Source organism: Lactococcus garvieae subsp. garvieae (genome assembly GCF_029024465.1).
GTDB lineage: Bacteria > Bacillota > Bacilli > Lactobacillales > Streptococcaceae > Lactococcus > Lactococcus garvieae.
On record NZ_CP118950.1, the window covers coordinates 1,730,864 to 1,745,878 of the forward strand.

The window sequence follows — 15,015 nt, forward strand, 5'->3', positions numbered from 1 at the left end:
GTCTAATAAAAAAACCATCAAAACAATGGTTTGATGGTTTACTGACTTAAGGATATTGACCTTGAGGTCTTTTCATTCCCAGCTTTCACTGGTATATAATGATGGCGGGGCGGACACCACCAGCATGATTGCTATGGTTTGGGAGAGTAGCGCCATGTAGCCGACCACCAAAGTTACCCCAACCCACAGCCCAAGCATGACTAGTATTATGAGTACGGAGCCACCACCAACTGCCACGGGCACCAGTACGTGTATCCTTGTTTGTGAAAGGTCCTGTTTCGGTAGACAGGTGAATAACATCTGCCATTGAAAGCGCAAAAGCTTGTGTCGTGCCAGAACTATTCACAGCGGTTCTATCCGCTCTGACAGCGTCAAATCGAGTAGCTGTTGCCCACTCTGCAGGTATCCAACGGTATACCTCCCAAGGTGCCGCTGCGGCATCGGAAATGCCCGGTACTGCTGTTGGTATTGACACAGGTTGAACCATGGCCTGAACCTCAGCGTCAAGGCCACTGAACCAGTTGCTCAGAACTTGTGGCTGGTCGTTGAAACTTGTCTCGCGAATAGCTTCGTGACGGATAATCATATGGTTACTGTTGCCCATGTCTTCAAGGTAGAGGTACTCTTCCCCTGCCATAGTAAAGACACGGCCAGGAAGCATAGTGTCAAAGTTAAAGTCTGACGGTGGAGAGTCAACCTCATAACGTGGGTTTGTCGTTCCTTCATCATTCATCGAGTTGTTCTTAATTCCTGTAAGGAAAGCTTCTAAACGGCTGTCGCCACCCGGGAGAAACTCCTCACTGTTATCCGGGCTGATCAGTTGGCTGTCCACATGGATACCATAATAATAGCTGCCGTTAAAGACTGTATCTTCGATGACCTCGGTCAGTTCTGCGGCATCCAGAAGGTAAGAGCTGGCCTTTCCGGGCTCCAAGAGCGAGGCCCAATAGGCCCAGCCTGTGGTGTGGTCCACCACCCAGAAGTCCCCAATTTGTTGGTAAGGGAGGAGATTAGATCACTGTTCAATGGTCATTGGGGCACGTTGCTGGCGCAGGTTTTGTGCGGCTTCATTTTCAAGGGTAGCCCCCGGCCATATCCCTGCACTGTTATCAAAGGTATCCCCACTTGACCAGTAGGCATCCGTACCATCCCCAGGGTGGGTGGTACCATCGGTTGTCCCATCGGTCGCCCCTGCGCCTGCGATATAGTCCCGGGCATGACCGGCAGCTGCAGTCCTTAGATCTAAGTTGTCATGGTTGAAGGTTGGCATGTACCACGGGGCTGTTTCGCCTTCACGGCTCCAGCCAAAGGTCAGCTGAGCGTAGCGGTTAAAGGCGCTAGAGTTCCCGGTATCGGCACGCTGATTGATATTGTTTGCGCTTGGGATCCAAGTGATCCAAGTCGCTAAGTTGTTGCGTTCACTGCCAGCAACGAGCGGTGTAAAGGACTCGTCCTCTTTGGTACTCCAAGAACTCGGACAGGCGGATACGGGCCATGATGGGACGTTCGCCATAGTTTTTCACAAAGACATCCTTGTTTTCGGTGTCTCTATTGTAGTAGTCGTGCACACGGCCACCGACATTGACCTGTACAGTGTTTTCTCGGTCATTGATGGCTTGTTGGTTAAAGGCTTGGAAGGCCATGGTCCCGCCAATTAAGCCAAGCAAGGAGAGGAGTGCAATGTTCCGTAGTTTTCGTTTCTTTTCTGGTGTCATAATAATACCTTTTCCCTTTCTTTATGATTCTTTATGATTTTTTTATCTTTACCTGACCCTCCGCACGAAGGGTCAGAGGACGGAAAAAACGCTCCAGTGGTCCAGAGCGTTTGGGGGCAAGCAAAAAGAGGCGGTTATTATCTACCGCGTGCTGTGCTGTGCTGTGCTGTGCTGTGCTGTGCTGTGCTGTGCTGTGCTGTGCTGTGCTGTGCTGTGCTGTGCTGTGCTGTGCTGTGCTGTGCTGTGCTGTGCTGTGCTGTGCTGTGCTGTGCTGTGCTGTGCTGTGCTGTGCTGTGCTGTGCTGTGCTGTGCTGTGCTGTGCTGTGCTGTGCTGTGCTGTGCTGTGCTGTGCTGTGCTGTGCTGTGCTGTGCTGTGCTGTGCTGTGCTGTGCTGTGCTGTGCTGTGCTGTGCTGTGCTGGCTGATTATAAGTCATAGCATTTCCCTCGTCAAGTATTTTACAAGTCTTTTATTACATATATCTAATAATGTTTCTTATTTAATTCTAACATTTGTAGTTTTGATGTCAAAATGATTTCGTTAGAGTTTCATTTGTATTAGGATTCTTACGTGAGGAAACAAAAAAGTTCCAACAGCTTTTACACTGTTGGAACTTTTTATTTTTCTTCGCTTAAGGGCAGTGACTTAAGCTGTTTTTTATTTGCCTTTCAAACGCATTTTTATATAAAATTTCACTAAGAGGAAATTCACCAGTAAAAGCACAATCAGATAAAGGCGTACTTGCAGAAAGATTAAGCCAAAGATGACTTCTACGACTGTTGCAAAAAGCATTATACGTGAAAGTACATTCTTAATCGCTGAAAATTTTGAAGACTGACGTAACGGATAGATTCGCGTCAAAACTTGATAATCAAAAGAATCTTGCAATGCAAAAAGTTGAAAAAGCAACAAGTAATTAAAGACCGATGCTAAAATAACAGCAAGAATCGGATTGCCAATGAAGATTAAAGAAAGCACACTCAGCGCAATTAAACGCAAGGTCAGTGAGAGATAATCTCCTGAGCGCAAAAAGGCACGACTGAAAAGATATTCATAGGTCCGCAGTGTTTTAGGTAAGAGGAAATCTAAATATTTGCGACGACGACTTTGTGTTTTCAGTCCTTTGACATTGGTAAAAAGGGCAAAAAAGCGTAACGTATTCGTTTTGCGGTTTTCTTCGTAGGCAATAAGCCTCTCCCAAGAAATAATTCCATTGGGCATGAGTTGCCGTAAGCGAAGGCCTAAACCCGCTGCTTTTAATAAAACTAAAAGGACAAACCATAGCAATAGATAGAGGAAAGACCATTTTAAAAGAGGTGCCACAATGCCAACTAAAACCAGACTAATGAGCGCAGGGAAGAGAAGGGAACGAAGGCAAGACGAAAGTAAATGTTTGCGCACTGCATTTTCTTGCGGTAAGAGAAATACCTTATCCGCAGGTTCCACGAAGCTGGCCAATCTTCCAAAAATCTGGCTTAGAATTGTAATTAAAAAGACTAAGCCAACTTTTCCCGCAGTGTTTAAACTGTGAGCTTGTAAAAATTGAGCATACTGTACGGCTAAAGCGCCCAATAAAATCATCAAAAAGAGGACAAAATGATCATTAAAAACATAACGCAAATATTTGAGATTTTGCCGATAGTATACTTTGCGGCGTTCTTCAAATAAGCTATTCATGAGCATTTACACCTTTCGTCAATTCTAAGTAAATTTCATCCAAGCTGGCCTCTTCCTTGCCAAATTTGGCACGTAAATCTTCCATAGTCCCTGCAGTCAACACCTTACCTTCATGAAGAATGACAAATTTGTCACAGAACTTTTCTGCGGTTGAGAGAATATGCGTGCTCATCAAAATTGAAGCTCCGGCATCACGCATGGAAAGCATAAGTGTGATTAAATCTTGAATCGCTAAAGGATCCAAACCTAGAAAAGGTTCATCAATAATGTAAAGACTTGGGTCCGTCAAAAAGGCACAAATAATCATCACCTTTTGCTTCATCCCTTTAGAAAAGTTGACGGGGAACCAGTCCAACTTATCCTCCAAACGGAAGGTTTTTAAGAGTTCTTCTGCACGAGGCATTGCTTCTTCTACAGGAACGCCATAAGCTAAAGCTGTGAGCTCGATGTGCTCACGAAGCGTTAATTCCTCATAAAGACTTGGTGTTTCCGGGATAAAGCCAATCTTTTTACGATAACCTTCAAGATCTTCTTGGAGCGTAATTCCATCCAATTCGATCTGACCAGAGTAAGGTGTGAGCAATCCCATAATTTCCTGAATAGTTGTTGATTTACCCGCACCATTGAGACCAATGAGTCCAACCAATTCTCCGTCCGCTATCTCAAAGCTTACATCTTCAAGAACCGGATTGCCAAAGTAGCCTCCAGTCACGTTATTTATTTTTAGAGCCACGTTAATATCTCCATTTCTATTCAAATTTAGTATAAGTTAATTTTATCATATCGCTTCTTCTTTTGCTTCCCTCTAATGTCATCTCTTTTTTCTTAATTTTTGCTGCTCAAAAAATGATAATTTTTGTCACAAACTTATAAAAAATATATCTTAACAAGTCTCACTAAGCAAAAGTAAAAGAATTTGTTATAATTTACTTATAACAAAGTAGTGTTCAACTTTTGAAACTCTACAAATGAACAGGGAGATTTCTTATGGATAATTGTATTTTTTGTAAAATAATTGCGGGTGAAATTCCAAGTACGAAAATCTACGAAGATGATAACTTGATGGCCTTTCTTGATATCACACAGACAACAAAAGGCCATACTTTAGTTGTGCCTAAAACACACACACGGAATTTATTGGCGATGGCCCCTGAGCAAGCCGCACAGCTTTTCTCTAAAATCCCAGAAATTGCCAATAAACTTGTGGATTCACTCGGTGCTAAAGGGATGAATATTTTGCAAAATAATGAGGAAATAGCTGGGCAAACAGTCTTCCATACTCACGTCCATCTCATTCCCCGCTATGCCGAAGATGATGGTTTCTCTGCTGCTTTCACAGCGCACACTTATGATCTTAATGCAATTGCGGAGGAAATCTTATGAAAGAATTCATCAATGATGTTTCAGAAATCTTTTCAAGACTAAGTAAAGAGATAGATGAAGTCAAAGCTAACTTAGAAAACGTAAAAGTGGAAGCAAAAAAGGCTGAACTTACGGGACAAGAAATTCAAAGAAAAGTGAATGAATTCCAAGCCCTTGCTCAGCCCAAAGTTGATAAAATCAATGAAATTTTAGAAAAACTTTCAGAAAAAAGTAGTGAAGATTAGTTCACTACTTTTTATTTGACTTAATATAAAATTGACTTCCCCAAAATATCCCTACAAGTTGAGATATGATAAATGATCCGGCGATAATAAAAAGTTCCGTTCCATCACTATCATATCTGATATATGTGAAAAAATAACGCGAATGATAAAAAATAAAGAGGAAAAACACCAAGAAAATATCGATAATGAGTAAGTAGGGCCCGGCATGAGTGCCGTCATGTTTCACAAAATGAAAAGTTGTAAAGAGTAACAGTAACGAAATTATTTGTAAACTTATCAAGGGAAATCCAAATACTGTTCCAATAGAAATAATTATCCAAACGGCTGCTATAAAGCCTATCAATAGGGTCATCTTCTTCATATTACTATTGTAACATGAAAAAGAACTCTTTTCTAATCCAAATTACTAAAATTACGAATATATTTCTAAAAATATACAAAAAAAGCTCCCTGAGGAGACTTTTTTATTTTTAACTTAGAAGCTTGTTGTATCAACTTTAACACCAGCACCCATAGTTGTAGTAACTGAAAGGTTTGTGATGTAAGTACCTTTAGCTGTAGCTGGTTTAGCAGCAACAACTACGGCATTGATCGCTTTGAAGTTTTCGATAAGTTTTTCGTTGTCGAATGAAACTTTACCGATTGGTACGTGGATGTTACCTGCTTTATCAGCACGGTAGTTAACTTTACCAGCTTTTGATTCTTCAATAGCTTTAGTTACGTCCATTGTTACAGTACCAGTTTTAGGGTTTGGCATGAGGTTACGTGGGCCGAGGACACGTCCAAGACGACCTACAACAGCCATCATGTCAGGTGTTGCGATTACAACGTCGAAGTCCAACCAACCACCGTTGATTTTAGTCACGAGTTCATCAGCACCTACGAAGTCTGCACCAGCTGCTTCTGCTTCTTTAGCTTTTTCGCCACGAGCGAAAACAAGAACACGAGCAGTTTTACCAGTACCGTTTGGCAATACCATTGCACCACGGATTTGTTGGTCAGATTTTTTAGTATCGATGTTAAGGTTGTATGCAACTTCTACAGATGCATCAAATTTTGCGATTGAAGCTTCTTTAGCGAGTGCTACTGCTTCTTCAACGCTGTAAAGTTTAGTTGCGTCTACTTTTTCGATAGCAGCGCGCATTGATTTGCTTTTTTTAGCCATTTCTATATTTCTCCTTGTGGTAATATCGGTTGTCTGTTATTATAACAGCCTTCCACTTGTGTGGAATATGAGCGATGATTAATTAAGAATTAACCTTCTACTACAAATCCCATAGATTTCGCAGTACCTTCGATCATTGACATTGCTGCTTCAAGTGAACCAGCGTTAAGGTCAGCCATCTTAGTGTTTGCAATTTCTTCAACTTGTGCTTTTGTTACAGTTGCAACTTTAACTTTGTTAGGCTCACCTGAACCTTTTTCAACTTTAGCTGCTTTTTTCAAAAGAACTGCTGCTGGAGGAGTTTTTGTAATGAATGTAAATGATTTGTCTTCATATACTGAGATTACAACTGGGATGAGCATACCAGCTTGGTCAGCTGTACGCGCGTTGAATTCTTTAGTGAATCCCATGATGTTGATACCTGCTTGACCCAAAGCTGGACCAACTGGTGGAGCTGGTGTTGCTTTACCGGCAGGAATTTGCAATTTAACGAGTTTTTCTACTTGTTTAGCCACGATAAATTTCTCCTTATAATATTGTTTTTCGTGATGTGGTATGATGATAGACCATTCTATCTTCCACGCCTATATGCTAAAAACATACTTAAACAGTCTACCAAATATAGGGGCTTTTGTCAAGCCTCTATATTTCAATGTATTCATCACATGCCGCAACAACAGCAGGATCATGCGTTACAATGATCACTGTTTTTCCTTTTTCTACTTCTTGGCGTAATAATCCCAGTATCAAGACTCTATTTTGCTCATCTAAAGATCCTGTCGGCTCATCAGCCAAGAGGATTTGACTGCGCTTCAGTAAAGCACGCGCAAGAGCTACACGCTGTTTTTCTCCACCTGATAATGCATATACCTTTTCATTCAAGTGATGAGGGATACCAACTTGATTTAAAACTTCTCTCATCCTACGGCGCTTTTCTGTCCCTTTTATTTTTTCATAAACAAGAGAAATGTTTAGATTTCGCTCAATGCTTTCATCTTCAATCAAGGCAAAGTTTTGAAAAAGGAAGGAAATAAAATTGCGTCGCATAAGCAGTGCCTCCTTACTGTTTATCTGTGGTGCTTTTTTCCCCGCTATGTAGACCTGTCCCGAATCCGCTTCTTCGATTAGTCCAATAAGATTAAGTAGAGTTGACTTTCCAGCTCCGCTTCTTCCTAAGATAGCTGTCATTTTCTCAGCTGAAATACTTAAGGAATAGCGATCGAAAATCTGATGTTTACCAAATTTTTTGGTCACTTCTTGTAGTTCTATCATGCTTTGTTAAGCTCCTTTCAGGGTGGTGACTAGTTCTTTCTTTTCAAGACGGGAAAGAAAGTGGAACACTATGATAAGTTCAATAAAAGCGTACAATATATAAGCTTCAATAGTTGCTCGCTCATATCCCCGTAGTAAGGAATGCGTTAAGAAAATCAAATTTTGAATAACAATAAGCATAAAAAGTATCTTATATGTTCTAAAGTATGAAATACCTTGCACGCGACTGAGTACTAATTTTTTCTTATTTATTTTGAAATAGATGAGCGTTGTCGATAAAATCATCAAAATAAAAAGGACAAAAGCTAAAACATTCATAAAGACCCATGTTATCGGTTCACCAATAAAACGTTTCACCTCAATTTCGGCAATTTTTGATGCAGGGACAAAGGAGACAAAATTTGCCGCTACCTTGTCTTTCTTCAAGCTCGGAAGTAACTCTAAATACGTTTTTTCTACGCTCTCTTTTATCGGAATCAAGACACCAAGGGTATTTTCACCGTAAAACATATTACGGTAAGTATTGGCCCCGGCATTATTTACCGTGTGCACCTCGATTATATCTGCTATAAGCTCTTGTTTTTTTCCGTTAGAATAAACACCGCCTGCTTCCCCTTCAAATATAGGCATGCTTTGTCCATCTTTGATCATAATAAATTGAAGCTCTGTTGCACGAAACCAGGCTCCCTCCATTCCCAGCAAACTATTATAAGCTTTTTTTATATCTGCTAATTGACTTTGATGACGTTCGTTGACGAGCAGAACACCTTTTTTTGTACTTTTATCTATATGAATTGGCTTATCCTGATTATCTTTAACAGAGTATTTATCTAGATAAGCAGAATTAACTTCTATTCCTTGATAATCTTGTAGTTTCTCATGCCCCAATAGTTTCTTGGTGGCGTGTAAACCACCGTTACTTTCTATATATTTAAACATCTCTGTATGCCTCGAGCTATCTTTAGCTTCGGAATAACCTAAATTCCAACCTGCAAAAACACCGTAGTTATCTAAGGGTGTCTTCTGCATTAAGCCTAAGCTGTTATTCAATAAAAGGATAATCCCCATACTTGTAGAGATACTGGCAGCAAAGATATAAACTTTAACCAGATAAACCGAGATGTGGACACGTTTGAGGAAAGATTTATTATTGGCTTGGTTTGCTAGAGAAGACCTACTCACTATACCAATAACAAGCAGAACTAAAAGCATACTTAAGCCCATAAACACACTCAACCACATCATATATTGAAAATCGAAATCTTTTAAAAGAAAGATGCTATTCAATAACCATACAAAAAGTTGGACCCTCAGGAAGCTCCTCATATAAATACGCAAAAGGATTTCCCAATTTCCTATACCATTAAGAGCATATATAGCAATTTCTTTACTTCGTAAAATCAGCCATACAAAAAGGAAAATAAAATAGAAAAAGAAAATCATTTTAATGAGGAAATGGTACATATCATTCACTCGAGTGATTAAAGGGTAAGGATTATACCATTCGGGTTGAGAAACTAAGCTGCTTGGACTAGTGGCTAGCGCAAATTTTCCGTTTATTTTTGTACTTAAAGCCTCTAATATTTTCTCTTTTTCACTTGATTCAAAAAATATTGCCGAACCCTGGTATTGTTCATCCGTTAAGTTTTTAAATGGTGCATTGCTCACTCTTACTTTTGCACCATGATCCATAAATTCTTTTTGACTGTGTTGTTTATAAGCAGACTGAAAGTAGACTATATTGGCCATTGGTCGGCTATAGTAGATATTTCCTTTACCGTCATAATCAGCACCAATAAAGCGAGCACGAACAGTAAAAGGAGTGTTGTACTCCCTTGATACTTCCTCTATAACTGAGATAAGATCTTTTCGCTCAAGTATTTTTACATCATCTGTCTCATAGCGCTCAGCATCTCTTATTTCAGGCGGATAAATTTGTATATAATTCGTTTTACTCACATATTGAGTAAGCCTGTCCGCCTCAATGTCGTTGTAGCGCATATAAGCCATCATCACACTAACTAAAGAGAATAAAAGCAACAATGTAACTTTTAATACTTTATTCATGCTCCCCTACCACTTGTTGCCCCTTGCTTCATACTTCCAATCCATTTTTCCATAATAATCGCCTGTCGACGATGTCCAAACTTTCCAACCAGGACCGTACCAACCACTATACCCTCTTCGTCCTCCAGATACGAAGGCTTGACTTTGATGAGAAACAGCCCAGTTATAATACTCTGCTGTCAAGGTCTTTTTCCCCCAGGAAGCATCTGGCCAAGTCCTAGAATAGGCCACCTGTCGTCCATGCTTGGTGAAATTACTTTGCAAGATACGAACAGCACGCTCTATCTTTTCCACACTGTCGCCAAAAACACCATCGGCAGAGACTTTGGCAGTAGTCATAATCTGACTTGCCCCAAAAAGAGCTAGTCCTAAAGTTGATACAGCAATAATTTTTTTGATTTTCATAACACTTCCTTCTTTCAAAGATAAATTTTTCTGGCTCGACTGTACTTTTTAAACTCCTCCCTTTATTTTTTGTTTCCTTTGCTTAGTCTAACATGGAATTTTTCTTATAATTTTTCATCAATATTTATTTTTCATGAGAAAGCAGAAATCCTTTAAGCTTGAAAAATGCTGCTGCTATATTCAGATGGAAATAAAAAAAGACCGAAACAGTTCAGTCTTTTTACATTTTATTTCACTCCGCAATCACTTCAACCTTATAACCATCTGGATCAATGATAAAGTAATAACGTGTGTCTGAGTTAGGAAGCCCTTTAAGTTCTGTAACTTCAAACCCTGCTTGTTTTTGTTTTGTATGCAGTTCTTCTAAATTATCAACCGAAATAGCAATATGCCCATAGCCATTACCCAAATCATAGGCTTCATGATTGTAATTATAAGTCAATTCTAATTCATAGTCATCACCAGGTAAAGTCAGATAAACTAAAGTGAATTCATATTCTAAAAAGTCACGACGACGTTTTTCTTCAAAGCCAAAAGCTTCTTGATAAAACTTGATTGAAGCATCCAAGTCTTTTACGCGGTAACAAGTGTGTGCCATTTTCATTGTTTTTCCTCCATTTTTAGGCTTCTAAGTACATTGCCCATATATCATCAAAAAGTCCCAAGTTAAAGTAAAAAGGGGCATAGGTCTCCAGATATGTGGAAACTTCATCAAAGTCTTTTGATTGTTTCGGAAACTGTGTGTCCGCAAAAGCAAGATTAGCTAAACGTGTCACATCATCCACCTCAACTGGCGCGCGATGGCGCATCAAATAAGTATAAAAAGGCTGTCTCATTTCCAGTTTTCCTCCAAAAACTCATGACGTAAGCGGCTAGATAAAGCATAACGCTCAGGATTTGTTTTATAAAATCCTTGATGATAGTCCTCTGCGGGCCAGAACTTTTGTGCAGGCTCTATTGTGGTGACAATGGGGCGATCAAAACGTCCCGAGTTTTGAAGGGCTACTTTTGATTTTTCAGCAATGTTTCTTTGAGATTCACTGGTATAAAAAATGACAGGTCGATAGTTGTCTCCACGGTCCTCAAATTGACCAAACATATCTGTTGGGTCTGTCTGCTCCCAGTAAAGCTCTACCAAGTTATCATAAGAAATCTTTTCGTTATCAAAGATAATTTCCACTGCCTCAGTATGTCCTGTCTGATGGTTACAAACTTGCTCATAAGTTGGATTATCCACATGCCCCCCTGTATAACCGCTTGTCACAGCAAGAATCCCCGTTTGTTCCTCAAAGGGCTGTACCATACACCAAAAACATCCGCCCGCAAATATTGCTCTTTCTTTACTCATCCTCTTCCCCCGTTCTTCTTAGTTGAAGATATTATAACAAAAGTCCCTCTTTCATGCACTTATTTTTTTCTTTTAATGCCAAACGGCGGTTATTTCTGGGAAAATAAGGTTCAAAGCTCAAAAAAGTTGGAAATCATTCCAACTTTTTTGCCATTTATTAGAGAAGTTCTGTTCCTTCTGGTCCTTGTGTGATTTTTTTATTCTTCATCAAACCACCAAGCGCTTTTTTAAATTGTCCTTTAGATATACCAAATGTCGCTTTGATATCATCTGGCGCTGACTTGTCATTGAAAGGCATTTTTCCGCCCATACTTTCAAGATAAGCCAAGATCATCTGTGCATCAGCATCCAACATTTCATAAGCACGTGGTTTCGCACTAAGATTTAAACTGCGGTCTTGGTCACGGAAACCAATGACACGTACTTGAAGCTCTTGTCCAATACGAAGTGTCCCAAAGGCTTCGTTAGGATGAATAAAACCAAGCATATTATTATCTGGAAGATAGACGAAGGAACCTGTTTCTTTGTTACGATAAACAATCCCGCGTAAGTCTTGGTTTTGCATATTATCATAGGCAGGTCCTGACATTTCCCAGAAATATTGATGCCAAGCTAACTTGCCCCAAAGACGATCTTTAGCATCAACGACGATTTTGACAAAGAGCTTATCCCCTTTTTTAGGCCATTGTTCTTTATCTTCTGGCAAAGGAAGATCGTCGAGCGAAACTACGATATCTTTCCCCGCTAAACCAATATCAACGAAAGCTCCCAAGTCACGACGCACATCTGTCACTGTACCCCAGCCGAATTTTTCGCGTGTTGCAGTTGGTTCTTGCGTTGTCATGCACATCTTGTCAGATTTATCTACATAAGCAAAGCCTGTGACGATATCCCCTACCTGATGTTCTCCTTCTGACTTTGCCAGACGGATGATATTATCATCTTTCTGCAAAAAGTAAAATTGATCATTCTCAGCCGTAATAATCGCTGAAAATGTAGTTGCTAATAAATTATTCATTCTTTTTCCTTAAAAACGGCTCCGCAGAGCCGTTTATTTCTGATTGTTTTTTGCTCTCTTTCGATTATATAGAATAAAATCTTTTACAATCAAATGACGATACAAACTTAAACATCCAAAAGTTCTTTTTCTTTTTCGGCAGCCATTTTATCTGCTTCTTTAACAGCATTGTCTGTTATAGTTTGAATGTCTTTTTCGAGTACTTTCAAATCATCTTCTGTGATTTCTTTAGCTTTTTCTTGTTTTTTCGCTGTATCGATAGCATCACGACGGATGTTACGAATCGCAACTTTTGCACCTTCGATGTATTTGCCCATCTCTTTAACGAGCTCTTTACGACGTTCTTCTGTCAACATTGGAATAACCAAGCGAATAACTGAACCATCATTGGCTGGTGTGATTCCAATATCACTTGCATTCAAGGCGTGCTCGATATCTTTCAAGATTGTTTTATCGAATGGTGTAATCATCAACACACGCGCTTCTGGGATTGTGATTGATGCCATTTGATTCAGTGGTGTTGGCGCGCCATAGTAGTCCACAGAGATGCGGTCAAGCAAGCTTGCATTGGCACGACCTGCACGGATGTGACCAAGGTCACGTTGCAAGCTGTTCAATGAGCTATTCATACGTTCTTTTGCATTATCAATAATTTCGTTTGCCATGATTTTTCCTTTTTATTTTATTATCTATTTTATTCTACTGTTGTTCCGATTTCTTCACCTTGAACCACACGTTTAATATTTCCAGATTCATTCATGTTGAAGACAACAAGTGGAATGTGGTTGTCCATTGACATTGTTGAAGCCGTTGAGTCCATAACGTGAAGCCCTTTTGTGATAACGTCCATGTGTGTAAGATTGTCAAATTTAACTGCTGTGTCGTCAAGTTTTGGATCGGCATTGTAGACGCCATCGACACCATTTTTAGCCATTAAAATAACATCCGCATTAATTTCTGCTGCACGAAGTGCTGAAGTTGTATCTGTGGAGAAGTAAGGTGAACCTGTTCCACCCGCGAAAATAACGACACGGCCTTTTTCAAGGTGACGTTCAGCACGACGACGAATGTAAGGCTCTGCGACAGCTTTCATTTCGATAGCTGTTTGAACACGGGTAGGTACGCCAAGTGCTTCAAGTGTATCTTGAAGAGCTAAGCCGTTCATGATAGTAGCTAGCATGCCCATATAATCTGCTTGGGCACGTTCCATACCGATTTTTTCACCGGTCACGCCGCGCCAGATGTTTCCGCCGCCACAAACGATGGCGATTTCTGCACCAAGAGCATATACTTCTTTGAGCTCTTCAGCAACTTTTTTCACTGTTTCAGGATCAATTCCAACCCCCTTTTCCCCAGCTAAAGCTTCGCCAGAAAGTTTCAAAAGTACGCGTTTATATTTAATATCAGCCATAGTTACCTATCTCTTCTCTATTCTTTTTTATCCCTACTATTTTACCATAAAATTTAGCTGAAAAAAAGACCATATGGTCTTTTAACAAGATTATTTATTTTTTGCAGCTTCAACATCACGCGCAATAACCAATTCTTCATCTGTTGGTATCACCAGAACTTTAACACGTGATTCTGGAGTAGAAATGATGCCATTCGCCCCGCGGACGTTCTTTTCTGGATTGATTTCCATCCCAAACCATGACAAACCGGCTACAATATCGCGACGCGCATCGGTATCGTTTTCCCCAATACCCGCTGTAAAGATAAGCGCATCTGCTCCATTAAGGACACCAAAGTACTGTGCGATAAACTTCTTCAACCGATCAATAAACATTTCGTAGGCGAGGATAGCTTTTTCATCGCCTGAGTTACGTGCTTCCTCTAGATCACGCATATCACTTGAAAACTCTGATACACCAAGTAAGCCAGATTTTTTATTGAGCACATCTATAACATCTTGCGCTGAGCGTAGGCTAGGATCACTTTCAAGCATATAAGAAATTACAGAAGGATCCATTTCGCCAGAACGTGTCCCCATCATCACACCAGCTAAAGGTGTGAAGCCCATTGAAGTATCAATAGACTTTCCGCCTTCTATAGCGGTAATCGAAGCACCGTTACCAATGTGAGCGGTGATAAGTTTTAAATCTTCGAGTGGTTTTCCTAAAACTTTTGCTGCTTCACGTGACACGTACATGTGTGAAGTTCCATGCGCACCATATTTACGAATAGCATAGTCGGTATAGTATTTTGTTGGAATTGGGTAACGGAAAGCTTTCTCTGGCAATGTCGTGTGAAAGGCTGTATCAAAAACAGCTACAGCAAGCGCATCTGGAAGCAAACGTTTAAAAGCCTCAATCCCCAGCACATTTGCTGGGTTGTGGAGAGGGGCTAAAGTTGAAAGGTTTTTAATCTCTTCTAAAACTTCAGGAGTGATGACAGTAGAGGTATTAAAAAATTCTCCGCCCGCAACTACTCGGTGACCAATGGCTGTAATCTCACGGAAACTGCTAATGAGTTTAAAATGTATCAACTCGTCCATCAAAAGCAAGACTGCTTGACGATGGTCAACAATATCCTGCTCTCTTTTATGCACTTGATCATCAAACTTTGTTGTTGAAATAGAATCTTTCAAACCAATACGTTCAAAAATACCTTTAGCAATAACTTTTTCTTCTGGCATATCATAAAGTTGCCATTTTAGTGATGATGATCCAGCGTTAACAGCGAGTGTTTTTTCCATATTTTAAAAATCCCTTCAATATGTAAGTGTTTTCTTTTTGTCTTACT

17 protein-coding genes and 1 pseudogene are annotated in these 15,015 nt (G+C 40.1%); 2 read left to right on the forward strand and 16 right to left on the reverse strand.

What is annotated here, in order from left to right:
* Positions 1-85: 85 nt before the first annotated feature.
* The 4 genes and pseudogenes from PYW30_RS10720 to PYW30_RS08705 form a co-directional block, all read right to left on the reverse strand.
* Positions 86-1,715: pseudogene (locus PYW30_RS10720) on the reverse strand (hypothetical protein).
* Between the two features lie 141 nt (positions 1,716-1,856).
* The gene (locus PYW30_RS08695) at positions 1,857-2,150 is read right to left on the reverse strand and encodes a hypothetical protein (RefSeq protein ID WP_275090561.1); all 294 of its coding nucleotides are present in this window, start codon (positions 2,148-2,150) and stop codon (positions 1,857-1,859) included.
* A 221-nt stretch (positions 2,151-2,371) separates the two neighbouring features.
* Positions 2,372-3,391: an ABC transporter permease gene (locus tag PYW30_RS08700; RefSeq protein ID WP_042218417.1), complete on the reverse strand. Its 1,020-nt coding sequence runs from the start codon at positions 3,389-3,391 to the stop codon at positions 2,372-2,374.
* Positions 3,384-4,124 carry an ABC transporter ATP-binding protein gene (locus tag PYW30_RS08705; protein ID WP_026063900.1) on the reverse strand — a complete coding sequence of 247 codons (741 nt, stop codon included), beginning with the start codon at positions 4,122-4,124 and terminating at the stop codon, positions 3,384-3,386. Before PYW30_RS08705 ends, PYW30_RS08700 begins: the two co-directional genes overlap by 8 nt.
* A 254-nt stretch (positions 4,125-4,378) precedes the next feature.
* On the opposite strand from PYW30_RS08705, the gene PYW30_RS08710 reads away from it, so the two are divergent.
* Both PYW30_RS08710 and PYW30_RS08715 read left to right on the forward strand, forming a co-directional pair.
* On the forward strand, positions 4,379-4,774 hold the full coding sequence (locus PYW30_RS08710) for an HIT family protein (RefSeq protein ID WP_003133345.1): 396 nt from the start codon (positions 4,379-4,381) through the stop codon (positions 4,772-4,774).
* A complete protein-coding gene (locus PYW30_RS08715) occupies positions 4,771-4,998 on the forward strand; it encodes a hypothetical protein (protein WP_042218420.1) in 228 nt (75 codons plus the stop codon). Before PYW30_RS08710 ends, PYW30_RS08715 begins: the two co-directional genes overlap by 4 nt.
* Before the next feature lie 475 nt (positions 4,999-5,473).
* On the opposite strand, the gene rplA is transcribed toward PYW30_RS08715, so the two are convergent.
* The 12 genes from rplA to PYW30_RS08775 all read right to left on the reverse strand — a co-directional run bounded on the left by rplA (position 5,474) and on the right by PYW30_RS08775 (position 14,968).
* Complete coding sequence (rplA, locus tag PYW30_RS08720) at positions 5,474-6,163, reverse strand: 50S ribosomal protein L1 (RefSeq protein WP_003133341.1); 690 nt, start codon at positions 6,161-6,163, stop codon at positions 5,474-5,476.
* 89 nt (positions 6,164-6,252) lie between these two features.
* Positions 6,253-6,678 (reverse strand): 50S ribosomal protein L11, encoded by a 426-nt coding sequence (rplK, locus tag PYW30_RS08725; RefSeq protein WP_003133340.1) that lies wholly within the window; start codon positions 6,676-6,678, stop codon positions 6,253-6,255.
* A gap of 127 nt (positions 6,679-6,805) precedes the next feature.
* A complete protein-coding gene (locus PYW30_RS08730; protein WP_042218425.1) occupies positions 6,806-7,435 on the reverse strand; it encodes an ABC transporter ATP-binding protein in 630 nt (209 codons plus the stop codon).
* A 6-nt stretch (positions 7,436-7,441) separates the two neighbouring features.
* Positions 7,442-9,502: a DUF1430 domain-containing protein gene (locus PYW30_RS08735; protein WP_042218427.1), complete on the reverse strand. Its 2,061-nt coding sequence runs from the start codon at positions 9,500-9,502 to the stop codon at positions 7,442-7,444.
* A 6-nt stretch (positions 9,503-9,508) separates the two neighbouring features.
* Positions 9,509-9,907 (reverse strand): hypothetical protein, encoded by a 399-nt coding sequence (locus PYW30_RS08740; RefSeq protein WP_042218429.1) that lies wholly within the window; start codon positions 9,905-9,907, stop codon positions 9,509-9,511.
* A gap of 232 nt (positions 9,908-10,139) precedes the next feature.
* Positions 10,140-10,511, reverse strand: coding sequence for a lactoylglutathione lyase (gene gloA, locus PYW30_RS08745; RefSeq protein WP_003133332.1), 372 nt, complete (start codon positions 10,509-10,511; stop codon positions 10,140-10,142).
* Positions 10,512-10,527: 16 nt separating this feature from the next.
* A complete protein-coding gene (locus tag PYW30_RS08750) occupies positions 10,528-10,743 on the reverse strand; it encodes a YozE family protein (RefSeq protein ID WP_003133330.1) in 216 nt (71 codons plus the stop codon).
* A complete protein-coding gene (gene msrA, locus PYW30_RS08755; RefSeq protein ID WP_003133327.1) occupies positions 10,740-11,255 on the reverse strand; it encodes a peptide-methionine (S)-S-oxide reductase MsrA in 516 nt (171 codons plus the stop codon). Before msrA ends, PYW30_RS08750 begins: the two co-directional genes overlap by 4 nt.
* A 157-nt stretch (positions 11,256-11,412) precedes the next feature.
* On the reverse strand, positions 11,413-12,273 hold the full coding sequence (locus PYW30_RS08760) for a CvfB family protein (RefSeq protein WP_042218433.1): 861 nt from the start codon (positions 12,271-12,273) through the stop codon (positions 11,413-11,415).
* 107 nt (positions 12,274-12,380) lie between these two features.
* Positions 12,381-12,938 (reverse strand): ribosome recycling factor, encoded by a 558-nt coding sequence (frr, locus tag PYW30_RS08765; protein WP_003133324.1) that lies wholly within the window; start codon positions 12,936-12,938, stop codon positions 12,381-12,383.
* 29 nt (positions 12,939-12,967) lie between these two features.
* The gene (gene pyrH, locus PYW30_RS08770) at positions 12,968-13,684 is read right to left on the reverse strand and encodes a UMP kinase (protein ID WP_042218435.1); all 717 of its coding nucleotides are present in this window, start codon (positions 13,682-13,684) and stop codon (positions 12,968-12,970) included.
* 90 nt (positions 13,685-13,774) lie between these two features.
* Positions 13,775-14,968 carry an acetate kinase gene (locus PYW30_RS08775; protein WP_042218438.1) on the reverse strand — a complete coding sequence of 398 codons (1,194 nt, stop codon included), beginning with the start codon at positions 14,966-14,968 and terminating at the stop codon, positions 13,775-13,777.
* Between the last annotated feature and the right edge of the window lie 47 nt (positions 14,969-15,015).

Excerpts from the sequence above, each read along its gene's own strand:
- PYW30_RS08760 (WP_042218433.1), bottom strand. The coding sequence starts at position 12,273 with ATGAATAATTTATTAGCAACTACATTTTCAGCGATTATTACGGCTGAG.
- PYW30_RS08715 (WP_042218420.1), top strand. The coding sequence starts at position 4,771 with ATGAAAGAATTCATCAATGATGTTTCAGAAATCTTTTCAAGACTAAGT.
- frr (WP_003133324.1), bottom strand. The coding sequence starts at position 12,938 with ATGGCAAACGAAATTATTGATAATGCAAAAGAACGTATGAATAGCTCA.
- PYW30_RS08735 (WP_042218427.1), bottom strand. The coding sequence starts at position 9,502 with ATGAATAAAGTATTAAAAGTTACATTGTTGCTTTTATTCTCTTTAGTT.
- pyrH (WP_042218435.1), bottom strand. The coding sequence starts at position 13,684 with ATGGCTGATATTAAATATAAACGCGTACTTTTGAAACTTTCTGGCGAA.
- rplA (WP_003133341.1), bottom strand. The coding sequence starts at position 6,163 with ATGGCTAAAAAAAGCAAATCAATGCGCGCTGCTATCGAAAAAGTAGAC.
- PYW30_RS08750 (WP_003133330.1), bottom strand. The coding sequence starts at position 10,743 with ATGAGACAGCCTTTTTATACTTATTTGATGCGCCATCGCGCGCCAGTT.
- msrA (WP_003133327.1), bottom strand. The coding sequence starts at position 11,255 with ATGAGTAAAGAAAGAGCAATATTTGCGGGCGGATGTTTTTGGTGTATG.
- PYW30_RS08775 (WP_042218438.1), bottom strand. The coding sequence starts at position 14,968 with ATGGAAAAAACACTCGCTGTTAACGCTGGATCATCATCACTAAAATGG.
- gloA (WP_003133332.1), bottom strand. The coding sequence starts at position 10,511 with ATGAAAATGGCACACACTTGTTACCGCGTAAAAGACTTGGATGCTTCA.
- PYW30_RS08700 (WP_042218417.1), bottom strand. The coding sequence starts at position 3,391 with ATGAATAGCTTATTTGAAGAACGCCGCAAAGTATACTATCGGCAAAAT.
- PYW30_RS08740 (WP_042218429.1), bottom strand. The coding sequence starts at position 9,907 with ATGAAAATCAAAAAAATTATTGCTGTATCAACTTTAGGACTAGCTCTT.
- PYW30_RS08730 (WP_042218425.1), bottom strand. The coding sequence starts at position 7,435 with ATGATAGAACTACAAGAAGTGACCAAAAAATTTGGTAAACATCAGATT.
- PYW30_RS08695 (WP_275090561.1), bottom strand. The coding sequence starts at position 2,150 with ATGACTTATAATCAGCCAGCACAGCACAGCACAGCACAGCACAGCACA.
- PYW30_RS08710 (WP_003133345.1), top strand. The coding sequence starts at position 4,379 with ATGGATAATTGTATTTTTTGTAAAATAATTGCGGGTGAAATTCCAAGT.